This is a genomic window from Parasphingomonas puruogangriensis (genome assembly GCF_036663635.1).
Classification (GTDB): domain Bacteria; phylum Pseudomonadota; class Alphaproteobacteria; order Sphingomonadales; family Sphingomonadaceae; genus Sphingomonas.
The window spans coordinates 72,534-86,478 of record NZ_JAXOJI010000001.1; the positions used below are offsets into that span (position 1 = coordinate 72,534).

15 protein-coding genes and 2 tRNA genes are annotated in these 13,945 nt (G+C 66.5%); 13 read left to right on the plus strand and 4 right to left on the minus strand.

Translation table 11 applies throughout. The features are described from left to right. Positions 1-5 precede the first annotated feature (5 nt). The 4 genes from gspN (at position 6) to U1739_RS00405 (ending at position 2,602) form a co-directional block, all read left to right on the plus strand. Positions 6-710: a type II secretion system protein N gene (gene gspN, locus U1739_RS00390; protein WP_332702879.1), complete on the plus strand. Its 705-nt coding sequence runs from the start codon at positions 6-8 to the stop codon at positions 708-710. A 139-nt stretch (positions 711-849) separates the two neighbouring features. Then, on the plus strand, positions 850-1,389 hold the full coding sequence (locus tag U1739_RS00395) for a phosphatase PAP2 family protein (RefSeq protein WP_332702881.1): 540 nt from the start codon (positions 850-852) through the stop codon (positions 1,387-1,389). 61 nt (positions 1,390-1,450) lie between these two features. Next, positions 1,451-1,527: transfer RNA gene (locus tag U1739_RS00400), tRNA-His, on the plus strand. A gap of 22 nt (positions 1,528-1,549) precedes the next feature. Continuing rightward, on the plus strand, positions 1,550-2,602 hold the full coding sequence (locus U1739_RS00405) for a Leu/Phe/Val dehydrogenase (protein WP_332702883.1): 1,053 nt from the start codon (positions 1,550-1,552) through the stop codon (positions 2,600-2,602). 283 nt (positions 2,603-2,885) lie between these two features. On the opposite strand, the gene U1739_RS00410 is transcribed toward U1739_RS00405, so the two are convergent. After that, positions 2,886-3,632: an HAD-IIB family hydrolase gene (locus tag U1739_RS00410; RefSeq protein WP_332702885.1), complete on the minus strand. Its 747-nt coding sequence runs from the start codon at positions 3,630-3,632 to the stop codon at positions 2,886-2,888. Positions 3,633-3,718: 86 nt separating this feature from the next. Between U1739_RS00410 and ccmC the strand changes: the two genes are divergently transcribed. The 6 genes from ccmC (at position 3,719) to U1739_RS00440 (ending at position 8,608) form a co-directional block, all read left to right on the plus strand. After that, positions 3,719-4,441: a heme ABC transporter permease CcmC gene (gene ccmC / locus U1739_RS00415; RefSeq protein ID WP_332702886.1), complete on the plus strand. Its 723-nt coding sequence runs from the start codon at positions 3,719-3,721 to the stop codon at positions 4,439-4,441. A 100-nt stretch (positions 4,442-4,541) separates the two neighbouring features. Further along, positions 4,542-4,988, plus strand: coding sequence for a cytochrome c maturation protein CcmE (gene ccmE / locus U1739_RS00420; RefSeq protein WP_332702887.1), 447 nt, complete (start codon positions 4,542-4,544; stop codon positions 4,986-4,988). After that, the gene (locus tag U1739_RS00425) at positions 4,985-6,931 is read left to right on the plus strand and encodes a heme lyase CcmF/NrfE family subunit (RefSeq protein ID WP_332702889.1); all 1,947 of its coding nucleotides are present in this window, start codon (positions 4,985-4,987) and stop codon (positions 6,929-6,931) included. The genes ccmE and U1739_RS00425 overlap by 4 nt, the downstream gene beginning before the upstream one ends. Then, complete coding sequence (locus U1739_RS00430) at positions 6,928-7,455, plus strand: DsbE family thiol:disulfide interchange protein (RefSeq protein WP_332702892.1); 528 nt, start codon at positions 6,928-6,930, stop codon at positions 7,453-7,455. Before U1739_RS00425 ends, U1739_RS00430 begins: the two co-directional genes overlap by 4 nt. Positions 7,456-7,559: 104 nt before the next feature. Next, a complete protein-coding gene (locus U1739_RS00435) occupies positions 7,560-7,967 on the plus strand; it encodes a cytochrome c-type biogenesis protein (RefSeq protein ID WP_332702894.1) in 408 nt (135 codons plus the stop codon). Next, positions 7,967-8,608: a tetratricopeptide repeat protein gene (locus U1739_RS00440; RefSeq protein ID WP_332702896.1), complete on the plus strand. Its 642-nt coding sequence runs from the start codon at positions 7,967-7,969 to the stop codon at positions 8,606-8,608. Before U1739_RS00435 ends, U1739_RS00440 begins: the two co-directional genes overlap by 1 nt. 97 nt (positions 8,609-8,705) lie before the next feature. On the opposite strand, the gene U1739_RS00445 is transcribed toward U1739_RS00440, so the two are convergent. After that, entirely contained in the window at positions 8,706-8,924 is a 219-nt protein-coding gene (locus U1739_RS00445; protein ID WP_332702897.1) for a DUF3072 domain-containing protein, read from the minus strand. 169 nt (positions 8,925-9,093) lie between these two features. Continuing rightward, positions 9,094-10,203 (minus strand): alanine dehydrogenase, encoded by a 1,110-nt coding sequence (gene ald / locus U1739_RS00450; RefSeq protein ID WP_332702898.1) that lies wholly within the window; start codon positions 10,201-10,203, stop codon positions 9,094-9,096. A 187-nt stretch (positions 10,204-10,390) separates the two neighbouring features. Here ald and U1739_RS00455 point away from each other — a divergent pair, with 187 nt between their 5' ends. The 3 genes from U1739_RS00455 to U1739_RS00465 all read left to right on the plus strand — a co-directional run bounded on the left by U1739_RS00455 (position 10,391) and on the right by U1739_RS00465 (position 12,943). Next, a complete protein-coding gene (locus U1739_RS00455) occupies positions 10,391-12,292 on the plus strand; it encodes a potassium transporter Kup (RefSeq protein WP_332702899.1) in 1,902 nt (633 codons plus the stop codon). Next, positions 12,289-12,810: a 2'-5' RNA ligase family protein gene (locus U1739_RS00460; RefSeq protein ID WP_332702900.1), complete on the plus strand. Its 522-nt coding sequence runs from the start codon at positions 12,289-12,291 to the stop codon at positions 12,808-12,810. Before U1739_RS00455 ends, U1739_RS00460 begins: the two co-directional genes overlap by 4 nt. 56 nt (positions 12,811-12,866) lie before the next feature. Next, positions 12,867-12,943 (plus strand) — tRNA-Met (locus tag U1739_RS00465). Positions 12,944-12,954: 11 nt separating this feature from the next. Here U1739_RS00465 and U1739_RS00470 read toward each other — a convergent pair. Beyond that, positions 12,955-13,560 carry a peptidylprolyl isomerase gene (locus U1739_RS00470; RefSeq protein ID WP_332702902.1) on the minus strand — a complete coding sequence of 202 codons (606 nt, stop codon included), beginning with the start codon at positions 13,558-13,560 and terminating at the stop codon, positions 12,955-12,957. Positions 13,561-13,945: the final 385 nt, after the last annotated feature.

Here is a 13,945-nt window from a genome sequence, read left to right on the forward strand (position 1 = left end):
TTCGCTTGACCACCGGCCCGGGGCTGCTGTTCGCCGCCGCTTTCGTGATTGCGTTGCTGGCCTTCCTGCCGATGCGGCTGGTGCTCGGTTGGATCGGCGTCGGCGAGCAGGGGCTCACCGCGCGGTCGGTCGATGGCAGCGTGTGGTGGGGGTCGTTGACCGAAGCGCGGTTCGGCGATCTCGCGGTCGGCGACCTGCGCGCGCGCGTCTCGCCGCTGCACCTGCTGGTCGGCCAGGCGCGCGTGACGCTCGACGGCCGCGAAAAGGCGCGCGCGCTACACGGCGCGATCGCCATCAGCCGGCACAGCATGGGTATTGACGATATGACCGCCTCGCTTGCCGCCGGCACGGTGTTCGCGCCGGTGCCGGTCACGGGGATCGATCTCGACGATGTCAGCGCCCGCTTCGACGACGGCAATTGCACCCGCGCCGAGGGCCGCGTCCGCGCCACGCTGTCGGGCGATGTCGGTGGCATCGCCCTCAGCCAGGGCATGAGCGGCGCCGCGAAATGCGAATCGGGGGCGCTGTTGCTGCCGCTGACCAGCCAATCCGGGGCGGAGGCCGCGACGATCCGTTTGTGGCAGACCGGCCGCTTCCGTGCCGAAATCTCCGTCCGGCCGAGCGATCCGGCCGCCGGCGCCAAGCTCGTGCTCAGTGGCTTCCGTCCGACCGCATCGGGCTATACGTTGGCGGTCGAGGGCACGTTTTAAATTACAAGCCGTACCGCTAAGAGCAATGTTCCGCTGCGAAAGCAGGGGTCCAGAGCCCAGCGCGCATGTTTCGTGATCCTGGGCTCCCGCGTTCGCAGGACAACAGCTTGGCAATGATCGCTTCGGACGTGAGAAGAATATGCGGCTAGCGATCGGTATAACCTGTGCAGCCAGCGCGCTGCTCGTGCAGCCCGCGGCAGCGCGCGACGGCGACGGCTGGGACACGAGCGGCAGCGTCGCCCGCGATGTACTGGTCGTCACCGCGCTCGCCTTACCCGCCGTGAAAGGCGACTGGAAGGGCGAGCTGCAGGCGATCGCCAGTGTGGGCGGCGCCTTCCTGCTGACCACTGCGCTCAAGGAAACGGTCACGGCCCGCCGCCCCGATGGCAGCGATCAGCGCAGCTTTCCCTCGGGCCACACCTCCGCCTCGTTCGCCGCCGCGGCGACCTTGCACAATCGCTATGGCTGGAAGGTCGGCCTGCCGGCGCATGTCGTCGCCACCTTTGTCGGCGTATCGCGGGTCAAGGCCAGGCGGCATCACTGGTACGACGTCGTCGCCGGCGCCGCGATCGGCGAGGCGTCGGGGCTGCTGCTGACGAAAAAACTGCACCCCAATGTCCGCTTGATGCCATGGGGTGACAGCAAGTCCGGCGGCGTCGCCATGTCGATGCGTTTCTAAAAGACACGCCACGCAATCTTGACGTTGCCACCCTGCACCCGCTAGGGGCGCTCGCTCTGCGGCGATCGTAGTTCAATTGGTTAGAGCGTCGGCTTGTGATGCCGGATGTTGCGGGTTCAAGTCCCGTCGGTCGCCCCATTCTTTTCCCAGAGATCATGTCATGACAGCCAGCTGGGGTTTCCCCGACTTCGATGCGCACGAAGGCGTGCACCTGTTCACCGATGCGGCCAGCGGCCTGCAGGCGGTGATCGCCGTGCATTCCACGCATCTTGGCGCCGCCGCCGGCGGCGTACGCTTCTGGCACTATGCCGATAGCGATCGCGCCATCACCGATGCGCTGCGCCTGTCGCGCGGCATGAGCTTCAAGAACGCCATGGCCGGGCTGCCGATGGGCGGCGGCAAGGGCGTGGTGCTGGCGGCCAATCCCGGCGACACGATTACGCACGCGCAGCTCGAGGCGTTCGGCCGCGCGGTCGAATCGCTCGGCGGTAAATATGTCACCGCCGAAGACGTCGGCATGTCCGAAGCGCGCATGAAGGTCATCGCCACGCAGACGCGCCACGTGTCCGGCTTGCCGGTGGCGGCGGGCAGCGCGGGCGGCGATCCCGGGCCGTACACCGCTTATGGCATCTATCTCGGCGTCAAGGCGGCGGCCAAGCGCGGCTTGGGCGCCGATTCGATGCGGGGCGTGCATGTCGCGATCCAGGGCGTCGGCAGCGTCGGCGGCGGGCTGGCCAAATTGCTCGCCAAGGATGGCGCGCGACTGACGCTCGCCGATGTGAATGCCGATCGCGCCGCGGCGCTGGCCGACGAGCTCGGCGCGCAGACCGTGGCGGCGGATGCCATCCTTCGCGTCGAGGCCGACGTGGTCAGCCCCAACGCCTTGGGCGCGATCCTCACCGAACAATCGATCGTTGCGCTGCGCACCAAGATCATCGCCGGCGGCGCCAACAACCAGCTCGCGACTCGCGAAGATGGCGCGCGGCTCGCCGAGCGCGGTATCCTGTATGCGCCGGATTACGTGATCAACGCGGGCGGGATCATCAATGTCGGCCTGGAATATCTTGGCCAGGGCGACGAGGCCGAAGTCTTGGCGCGGATCGAGCGCATCCCGGCGCGGCTGACCGAAGTCTGGGACGAAGCGGACCGCAGCGGCGCGCCAAGCTCGGACGTAGCCGACCAGATCGCAAGGCGCCTGATCGGCCGCGGCTGACTCTCCCCAATCACTACCGTCATCCCGGACTTGGTCCGGGATCCAACGTGCCGCATCCGCTGCGTATCGAGCCGAAGCGCAGCGAAAGCCGCGAGTTGGATCCCGGACCAAGCCCGGGATGACGGATTGGGGTCTCGGCCTGCCAAATCACCGCTGGAAATGTTGGATTTCCTCTGAGATGGTAATCCCGTTCTTTCCCATCGCCGCCACTCCACCGACTCGATAGCGACCTCGGCCGACGTCGTTTTGGCCTAACCTTAGCCTAACCTTCCGATCCCAACCTTTACCCCAACACCGCCAGCATCGCCGCGATCGCCGTCATCGTCTCGGCGGGATCGCGCACCGTGATCGTATCGATCCCCGCCGCCTTCACCGCATAATCGTTGCCGCCCGGGTAGATCGCGTCACCCAGGAACAGCATGTCCGCAGTGGCAATCCCGGAATGCTCGGCTAGCGAACGCATCGCACTGGCCTTGTCGGTTCCCTCGCGCGTGATGTCGATCGAGGTCGATCCGCCGACATTGATCGCGAAGCCTTTAAGTCGGCCCTGCACGATCGCCTGCATCCGCTTGCGCTTGGCGAAATCCGGATCCCACGCCTTCTTGGCATCGATCGGCGCCTCCTGCCCAAGCGCGGAAAAGGTGATTTGGCTGCCGCGATCCTCGATCTGTTCACCCCAGGTCTTTTCCTTGGACAGGCCGGTCTGCGCGCTGGCGTCGCTGAGGGCGTGCACGATGCTGTCGCGCTCTTCCGGCGTGAAGATATCGGCATAGATCTGCGTCCATGCGCCATCGCGCAGGCGGTACAGCTTGGTGCCCGTCGTCGGCATGATGAACAGCTTGGTGAGATCCGCATCTTTGGGCAGCCGTGCGATGATCTGCTTCTCGAACTGCGGCCAGTCCCCGCCCGAGATCACCGCCACCGCGACATGCTCGGCAAGCGCGGCGAGCAATCCCGCCATATCCGGCTCCAGTGCCTGTTTGCTCTCGGCGAGCGTGCCATCGAGATCGAACGCAACCAGTCGCTTCATGTGGAATCCCTACGCAATGTCCGGTGCATAGCTTATCGCGCCCAGCGCGGTTGAGTAGCATCGAAAGTCGCTCTAACGTGCGCGCAGTGCCCAGTATTCATGCCCTTGCCAATCCTGCGCGCTTCCTCAAGATCGCGCGCCCGCTGACGCCGATCCTGTTGCTGGCCGGCGCGGTGCTGGTCCTTGTCGGCAGCTGGGCCGGCCTGACGCTGACCCCGCCCGATTACCTGCAGGGCGAGACGGTGCGGATCATGTACATCCATGTGCCCACCGCTTGGCTCGGCATGGGCGGTTGGAGCGGCATCGCCATTTCCAGCATCGTGTTCCTCGTCTGGCGCCACCCGCTCGCCGCCATCGCCGCGCGTGCGATTGCGCTGCCCGGCGCGGTGTTCGCGGCGCTGTGTCTCGCCACCGGCTCGATCTGGGGCCGCCCGACCTGGGGCACGTGGTGGCAATGGGACGGCCGGCTGACCAGCATGCTGCTGCTGTTCTTCGTCTATCTCGGCTATATGGCGCTTGCCCGCGCCGATGCCGATCGCGGCGGCGACGGCCGCATCCCGGCGCTGTACGGCGTCGCCGGATCGGTGCTGCTGCCGATCATCCGCTATTCCGTCATATGGTGGAACACGCTGCACCAAGGCCAGAGCATCGGCCTGACCAGTTCGAGCATCGATTCCTCGATCCTGTGGCCGCTGTGGCTGACGCTGATCGGCTTCACCTTGTTGTTCGCCGCGATCGTGCTGATGCGCATGCGCACCATGCTCGCCTTGGCCAAGGCCGAAGCGCGGATGCGGCGGATGGCGGCATGAACCCCTGGCCGTTCGTCATCGCCGCCTATGCCGTGGTGCTCGGCGCCACCGGTCTGCTGACGCTGCTCAGCTATCTCGCCATGCGCCGGGCGGAGCGGCCATGAAGCCCAAGCATCAACGCCTCACGCTGGCGCTGCTCGCCGTCGTCGCCGTGCTCGGCGCAAGCGGCCTCGCGCTGTCGGCGCTGAAGGATCAGGCCGCGTTCTTCTATGCGCCGGGCGATGTCGCCAAGGCCGGGCCACCGGTTGGTCGCGCGGTGCGGCTCGGCGGGATGGTGCAGCAGGGCTCGATCGCCAAGCAGCCCGACGGCGTGTCGATCCGCTTCGTCGTCACCGATGGCACGGCCACCGTGCCAGTCAGCTTTCGCGGCGTGACGCCCGATCTGTTCCGCGAGGGATCGGGCGTGGTCGCCGAAGGCATGTTCAACGCCGATCGCAGCTTCACCGCGAGCAACCTGCTGGCCAAGCATGACGAGCGCTACATGCCGCCCCAGGTCGCCAAGACCGCTGCCGGCACCATGCACGAGACGAAGACGCTCGAGCCATGATCGCCGAAGCAGGCCTCGCCGCCTTGTGGCTCGCGGCGGCGCTGGCGGGATTGCAGCTCATCCTGGCGACGGTCGGCCTGCGCCTCGACTCGGCGGCAGAAGCGGGCATCGGCGCCGACATCAGGGCGGCGGTCCGCCCGGTGGCGATCGTCCAGGGCCTGCTCGCCTTGCTGGCCATGGCATTGCTCATCACGCTGTTCGTGCGCTCGGACATGTCGGTGCAACTGGTCGCCGCGAACAGCCATTCGGACAAGCCGCTCTTGTACAAATTCTCCGGCGCGTGGGGCAATCACGAGGGCTCGATGCTGCTGTGGGTGACGATCCTCGGCCTCGCCGGCACGACCATCGCCATCGTCGAGCGCAGCCTCGCCCGCGCCACCTTGATCGCCACGCTCGGCGCGCAGGCGGCGATCGCGCTCGGCTTCTACGCTTTCCTGCTCTTCTCCTCCAACCCGTTCGCCCGCCTCAACCCCGCCGCCGCGGACGGGCAGGGGCTCAACCCGCTGTTGCAGGACCCCGGCTTGGCCTTCCATCCGCCGACCTTGTACATCGGCTATGTCGGCATTTCCGTCGCTTTCTCCTTCGCGGTCGGCGCACTGGTCACGCGCGACGTCGGCCCGGCCTTCGCCCGCGCGATGCGACCCTGGGTGCTGGGCGCCTGGATCTTCCTCACGCTGGGCATCACCGCCGGCAGCTACTGGGCCTATTACGAGCTCGGCTGGGGCGGCTGGTGGTTCTGGGATCCGGTCGAGAATGCCTCGCTGATGCCCTGGCTGGCGGCGACCGCGCTGCTCCACTCGGTCAGCGTGCTGGCCACGCGCGATGGCTTGCGCGCCTGGACGGTGATGCTCGCCGTGGTCGCCTTCTCAATGTCGATGGTCGGCACGTTCCTGGTGCGCTCGGGCATCCTCACCAGCGTCCACGCCTTTGCCGTCGATCCCACCCGCGGCAGCTTCATCCTGGCGTTGCTTCTGCTCTATATCGGCGGCGCGCTGCTCCTGTTCGGCCTGCGCATCGGCACCGTGCGGCAGGGCTCGACTTTCGAACTGGTCAGCCGCGAAGGCGCCCTGGTCGCCAACAATCTGTTGCTCTCGGTGATTCTCGGCATCGTGCTGATCGGCACGCTCTACCCGATCGTCGCCGCCGCGTTCGGCGTGCAGCTCTCGGTCGGCCCGCCCTTTTTCAACAAAGCGGCAGGGCCGGTGGCGCTGCTGCTCGTCGCGGTGATGGCGGTCGGGCCGCTGCTGCGCTGGCGTCGCGACGACGGCCAGGCCGCGCTCGACCGCCTGATGCTGCCGATCGCCGTCGCTGTCCTGACCATGGCGGCTATCTTCATCGTCACCGGCGGGATCGGTATCCTGCCGTTCCTCGGGTTGGGACTGGCCGCCGGCCTCGCCGCCGCCAGCGTGGCGCCGCTGTGGAAGCGCAATCTGCGCCGCACGCCGCTCTTCACCTGGGGCATGGTCATCGCGCATCTCGGCATCGCCGTGAGCCTCGCCGGCATGGCCTCGGACAGCGCCTTCACCAAGGAGACGTTGGTCGCCGCGCGCGTCGGCGAGCCGCACAAGATCGGCCCCTATACCGTGCGGCTGGACGGTATCGCGCCGGTCATCGGGGCCAATTGGTCGGCCTTGCAGGCGCGGCTCAGCGTGCGGCGCGGCGATGATGGCACCTGGTTCGTGCTCCGCCCGCAATCGCGCTTCTTTTCCTCGCCGCCGACCACCACGAGCGAATCCGCCATCGCCACGCGGCTCGACGGGCAGCTCTATACCGTGCTCGGTGCGCCGGACGGGCAGGGGCGCTGGCAGCTCAGGCTGTGGTGGAAGCCGTTCGTGACCTTTATCTGGCTCGGCGGCGCGCTGATCGCGCTGGGCGGTCTGCTGTCGTTGATCGGCCGGGTGCAGCGTGAACGCCGCATCGTGCTGCGGGAGGCGTATGCATGAGGCGCTCGGCGGTCTGGTTGCCTCTGCTGGGGTTCGCCTTGGTGTTCGCCGTGGTGGCGATGGCGCTGGTCCGCCCGGCCGACCGCACCGTGCGCTCGGCGATGATCGGCAAGACGCTGCCGACCTTCTCATTGGGCGCCATGGTGCCGGGCAAGCCGGGCCTGGGCAGCGCGGTGTTCGCGCAAGGCCAGCCGCGTCTGCTCAACGTATTCGCCAGTTGGTGTATTCCGTGCATCGCCGAAGCGCCGATGCTGATGCGGCTGAAGCGCATGGGCGTGCCGATCGACGCCGTGGCGATCCGCGATACGCCTGCCGCGGTGCAGGCATTCCTCGCGCGCAACGGCGATCCCTATCAACGCATCGGTAGTGATCGCGAAAGCTCGGTGCAATTGGCGCTCGGCTCGTCGGGCGTGCCGGAGACGTTCGTGATCGACGGCAAGGGGCGGATCGTGCTGCAGCATGTCGGCGACATCCGCGAGGACGACGTACCGGCGATCCTCGCCGCGCTGGAGAAGGCGCGGTGACCTCTCGCCTCCATCGTCACCCCGGACCTGTTCCGGGGTCCACCGGGCAGCGCGCTACGCGGGCTTTTGGCGCGCGGCACCGTGAACCCCGGAACAAGTCCGGGGTGACGCTGTGGCTGGTGTGTACCGCGCTGGCTATCGCCACGCCCGCCTTCGCCGACAGCAATCTCCCGCCCGCGCGCTACGCCAACACCCAACTGCGCGACCCCGCCCAGGAAGCGCAGGCCCGCGCGCTGATGGCCACGTTGCGCTGCCTCGTTTGCCAGGGCCAGGCGATCTCGGACAGCGATGCGGAAATGGCCGGCGACATGCGCTCGCTGGTGCGCACGCGCATTGCCGCCGGCGAAAGTCCGCAGCAAATTCGCCAGTCGCTCATGGCCAGCTATGGTGACTATGTGACCTACGATCCACCGTTCAACGCGCTCACCGCGCCGCTCTGGCTGCTGCCGTTGATCCTGCTTGGCATCGGCGCGTGGCTTGCCCGCGGCCTGTTCAAGCGGCGGCGCGGCTAATGGGCTGGGCGGCGCTTGCCCTGATCGGCGCCGCGGCGGCGTTGCTGCTGTGGCGCATCGGGCTCCCCCGCGGCCTGTGGTCGTTCGTCGGCGCGGCGCTGATGCTCGGCGCGGCAGGCTATGCGCTGCAAGGCCAACCGTCGCTCGCCGGCCATCCGGTGGCAGCCAATGCCGAGCCGCTGACGGTGGATCCCGAAATGACTGCGCTGCGCGATGCTATGGTCGGCCGGTTCCGCGCCGATACCGCCTATCTGGTGGCCGGCGATGCGATGCTGCGGATCGGCAATCCCGGCTATGCCGTGAACGCAATTCTCGGCGGCATCCGGCATCATCCCCAATCGATGGCGCTGTGGACCGGCCTCGGCTCCGCCCTGGCGACGCATGACGGCGGTCAGGTGTCGCCGACCGCCCTGTTCGCGTTTCGCCGCGCGGGCAAGCTGGCGCCGCTGCATCCCGCGCCGCCTTTCTTTTTGGGCTTGGCCTATGTCCGGGCCGGGCAATTCGCCGAGGCGCGTCCCTATTGGGCGCGGGCACTGGCGCTGGCGCCGCCGGGGATCTCGTATCGGCCGGAGATCCAGGTGCGGCTAGCGTTACTCGATCAGTTCCTGGCGGAAACGGCCGGCGCGCCTGTAGGGCAATAACGCGTCATCCCCGCGCAGGCGGGGATCCCGCTTCTCTAGCGTCGACAAGAGGCGGGATCCCCGCTGTCGCGGGGATGACGGGGTTAGGGTAGGTTGGTCAGTCCGCCCCGCGCCCGGTCTTGGCCTGCAGCGCATCGATATGCTTCGACGCTTCTGCCTTGTTCAGCGTCTCGTCGAACTCTTCGTGCGCTTCTTCGCTCAGCGTCTTGAGATAGCTGGCCTGGGCGCCGGTCATCGGTTCGCCGCCGGTGGTCCAGTCGTCGGGGTTCTTCTCGGCGTTGCCGGTCGGGTGGTCCTTGGGATTCTGGTCGGTCATCGATGCTCTCCTTCACCGCACAGAACGTCGATGTTCCCATATTGTTCCCTTCAACTGCTACCCCGGCGGACGCCGGGGCCCAGTCGGAATGGCCGCCGTAACTAACCGGTGCAGTCGCCAAATTCTGTGCCTCGACTGGGCCCCGGCGTCCGCCGGGGTAGTGCTTGCATCAAGATGCCACCCACGCCTCGAACGGCAATTCCAGCGCCTCGGCCACCGCGACGTGCCGGATCTTGCCATCCGACACGTTGAGGCCATTGGCGAGATGCGCATCCGCCGCCATCGCCGCTTCGGCGCCCTGGTTGGCCAGCTTGATCACGAACGGCAATGTCGCGTTGTTCAACGCAAACGTGCTCGTGCGCGCCACCGCGCCCGGCATGTTGGCAACGCAATAATGGATCACGCCGTCGATTTCGAACACCGGGTCTTCGTGCGTCGTCGCATGGCTGGTCTCGAAACAGCCGCCCTGGTCGATCGCGATATCCACCAGCACCGAACCACGCTTCATCGTCTTGAGCATGTCGCGCGTGACGAGCTTTGGCGCCGCCGCGCCCGGCACCAGCACCGCGCCGATCACCAGATGCGCATTCTTCACTGCCGCGGCGATCGCCGCCTTGCTGGCATAGGCGGTCTTGATCTGGCTGCCGAAGAACATGTCGAGCTCGGCCAGCCGCGCATTGGAAATGTCGTAGATCGTCACGTCGGCGCGCATGCCGACCGCCATCTGCGCGGCATTGACGCCCGATACGCCGCCGCCGAGAATCGCCACCCGCGCCGGCGCCACGCCCGGCACGCCGCCGAGCAGTACGCCGCGCCCGCCTTGCTCCTTTTCCAGATAATGCGCGCCGACCTGGATCGACATGCGCCCGGCCACTTCGCTCATCGGCTTCAATAGCGGCAGCGAGCGATCGTTCGCCGTCACCGTCTCATAGGCGATGCAGGTTGCGCCGGACGCCATCAGCCCCTCGGCCTGCGGTTTGTCCGCGGCAAGGTGCAGATAGGTGAACAGCAGATGCCGCGACTCGAGCAAGGCGATCTCGCTTGGCTGCGGCTCCTTGACCTTCACGATCATGTCGCTGGCGGCGAACACCGCGGCCGCGTCGGGCAGGATGGTCGCGCCGGCGGCGATATAATCTTGGTCTTCGAAGTCGATGCCAAGCCCCGCGCCAGTCTGCACGGCAACGCTGTGCCCTTGCGCGATCAGCTCGACCACCGAGGGCGGCGTCAGGCCGACGCGATATTCGTGATTCTTGATTTCCTTGGGAACGCCGACGCGCATGAGGTCAAACTCCGGTTTCGAATGATACTACCATAGCAACGCCCGAGGCGCTTGTCCCGTTGCGGGTGCCGGGGCGTGGTGCTAGGCGCGCAACCATGGGGCACGGGACGCGTTGCGGCTTATCGATGGGCCAGCATTTTCGAGTTTGCACAGAACGTCGCGCGTCGTGAGCAGCGAGAGCGCTGCCATGCCCGCCGATCTGGCGCCAGACGAAACCGGCCACGGCCATCATCGCGATGGGCTGATCAAGCTGTCGGTCGGTGCGATCGGCGTGGTGTTCGGCGATATCGGCACCAGCCCGCTCTATGCCTTTCGCGAAACCTTTGCCGGGCATCACAAGCTGGCGCTCGATCCATTGCACATCATGGGCGTGGTCAGCCTGATGTTCTGGTCGATGATGATCGTCGTGACGGTCAAATATGTCAGCATCATCATGCGCGCCGACAATAAGGGCGAGGGCGGCAGCTTGGCGCTGCTCGCTCTGGTCTCGGGCAAGACGACGACCAAGCGCTGGACGCGCGGCATCATCCTGCTCGGCGTGTTCGCCACGGCCTTATTCTATGGCGACAGCATGATCACCCCGGCGGTGACGGTGCTGTCCGCGGTCGAGGGCCTGGCGGTGGCGCAGCCGGCACTGGGCGGGCTCGTTCTGCCGATCGCCGTGGTGATCCTGATCGGCCTGTTCTCGATCCAGCGCAGCGGCACCTCGCGCATCGGCCTGTTCTTCGGCCCGGTCATGCTGCTGTATTTTGCGGTGATCGCCACCTTGGGCGTGATCAGCGTGTGGCAGACGCCGCAGATCCTGTGGGCGCTGTCGCCGCATTATGCGGTGCAATTCTTCTATTTCGATCCGCTGCGTGCCTTCCTTGCCTTGGGCTCGGTGGTGCTGGCGGTGACCGGCGCCGAGGCGCTGTACGCCGATATGGGGCATTTCGGGCGCAACCCGATCCGCGTTTCCTGGCTGTTCTTCGTGCTGCCGGCACTGATCCTGAATTATATGGGGCAGGGGGCGTTATTGTCGCGCGTCGGTGCGCCGGCGCTGGAAAGCCCCTTCTATCTGCTCGCGCCGGAATATCTGCAATTGCCGCTGGTCATCCTGGCGACGGCGGCGGCGGTGATCGCCTCGCAGGCGGTGATCACGGGCGCCTTCTCGGTCACGCAACAGGCGATCCAATTGGGCTTCGTGCCGCGGCTGCGCATCGAACATACCAGCGCGGCGACCGCGGGGCAGATCTACATCCCGCTGGTCAACTGGCTGTTGATGGTCATGGTGCTGCTGCTCGTGCTGGCGTTCAAATCCTCGTCCAACCTCACCTCGGCCTACGGCATCGCGGTGACCGGGGCGATGATGATCGACACCTGCCTGTTGGCGGTGGTGCTGTTCCGGCTGTGGAACTGGCCGACCTATTTCGCCGTGCCGTTGCTCGGCACGTTGTTCCTGGTCGATGGCGCGTATCTCGCCGCGAACCTCACCAAGGTGCCCGATGGCGGCTGGTTCCCGCTGCTCGTGGGCCTGATCATCTTCACCTTCCTCACCACCTGGTCGAAGGGGCGCAAGCTGATGATCGATCGGCTGCGCGAGGGCGCGATGCCGATCAAGGTGTTCATCCAGTCCGCCGCCACCGCCGCCACGCGCGTTCCCGGCACTGCGGTGTTCATGACCTCGACGTCCGAGGGCGTGCCGCACGCGCTGCTGCACAATCTCAAGCATAACAAGGTGCTGCACGAACGCATCATCCTGCTCACCGTCAAGATCATGGACGTGCCGTATCATCCGGATGACGGGCGCTGCTATCTCGAGGATCTCGATCAGGGCTTCCATCGCATGGTGCTCAAATACGGCTTCATGCAGGAGCCGGACGTGCCCGCCGCGCTGGCGCGCATTCACCAGTGCGGCGCCGATTTCCGCATGATGGACACCAGCTTTTTCCTGTCTCGGCAGACCTTGCTCGCCTCGGAGCGGCCGGGGATGATGATCTGGCGCGAAAAATTGTTCGCCTGGATGCTGCGCAATGCGGAAAGCGCGATGGAATTCTTCCGCCTGCCCACCAACCGCGTGGTCGAACTGGGCAGCCAGGTCGAGATTTGAGCGAGTCTGCTCGGATCCCCGCGCCGATTATCGTTACGGCGTTGTTCGGCAAGGCGGACACGGCGTATTTCGATGGCCTGCGCAAGGCGCATTTCCCGCCCGAGCGCAACCAGCTTGCCGCGCACCTGACCATGTTCCATCATCTGCCCCCGTCGCTCGAGGCGGAGCTCAAACAGCGCCTGGTCGCGGAGACGCGCGGCGTGCCTGCCCCGGCGGCGCGGATCGCCGGGCTGATGTCGCTCGGCCGCGGCGTCGCCTTCCGCATCGAATCGCCCGAGCTCGAGGATATCCGCAATCGCCTGCGCAATGCCTTTGCGGCGATGTTGACCCCCCAGGATGCGGCCGGGTGGCGCCCGCATGTTACGATCCAGAACAAGGTCGAGCCCTATCAGGCCAAGGCGCTGCAGGCCCAACTGGCGGCGGACTTCCGCCCGCGCAGTGCGCCGATCGCCGGCCTGGCGACTTGGTGGTATCGCGGCGGCCCATGGGAAGCGCTCTCGCGTCACATGTTCGCTTGACCGCCCCGAACGCGCTTCCTATAGCCCGCGCCTCGCAAGCGGAAACGTCTTGTCGTGGCGAAGTAGCTCAGCTGGTTAGAGCACGGGAATCATAATCCTGGGGTCGGGGGTTCAAGTCCCTCCTTCGCTACCATTTCTTCCTATTCAGGGCACCCGTCGCGCGGTCCGGATCAGGATCGGCGGCACGATCATCTGCCCCCTCATCATGCCCTCGCCCGCGGTGGCCGAGGTTGGCGCGTCGAGAATGCGCTGGATCACCTCCATGCCCTCCACCACATGGCCGAACGCGGCATAGCCGAGATTGTCCCCCGGCGCGGCCGGATTGGCGTCGAGCGCCGGTTGATCGCCGACCATGATGGTGAAATCGCCGCTTGCCGTGCCAGGGGCATAGCGCGCGATCGAGATCGTCCCGCTGAGATGCTTGATGCCCGTCTGCGTGGTCGGCTCATGCTTGATCGGCGGCAGCACGCGCTTCGGCGCATTCTGCACGCCGAATTGGACGAACCCGAATGCCGGGCCACCCTTGGCCGCGCGATAGAAGCCGATCCCGTCGAGCCGCTTCTGATCGACATATTTAAGGAAATTGGCGGTGGTGATCGGCGCGCGACCCTTATCGAGCTCCAGTACGATGCGTCCCTGCGCGGTATCGAGCGCGACGCGGACGGTGGCGGGGGCTGCCGGCACGGGAGGGGGCGCCAATGTCGGAGCCGCCTGCGCGCCGAGCGCCAGTGCGAAAAAGAAGGTCAGCATATCGTCTCCCAATATCCGTCACCCCCGACAGGCTCCGGGTGCGCGGCGCCGCGTCAACGGTGACCACCAGTGTGCGGCCAGGCAGCCCCAGGAACAAGTCGGTGGTTGTACCGCTCGAAATGTACTTGTTGTTCTCCCGCGACAGCGGGAGCCCAGGGTTGCAACGGACGGCGCTCGGGGCTCTGGGGCCCCGCTTTCGCGGGGGAACAAGGACGTACATGCGCCAAGAGATAAGCCCCGAACAAGTCCGGGGTGATGATGAGGGTGGGCCGCCCGCCAGATTTCGCTGTCCTACACGCAGGCCACGACTTACCCTCACCGCATGGTCCCCGCCCGTCTTCGATCCAGCACCTTAGCGAATGTTGAGACGGTCCTCCAAAAACGC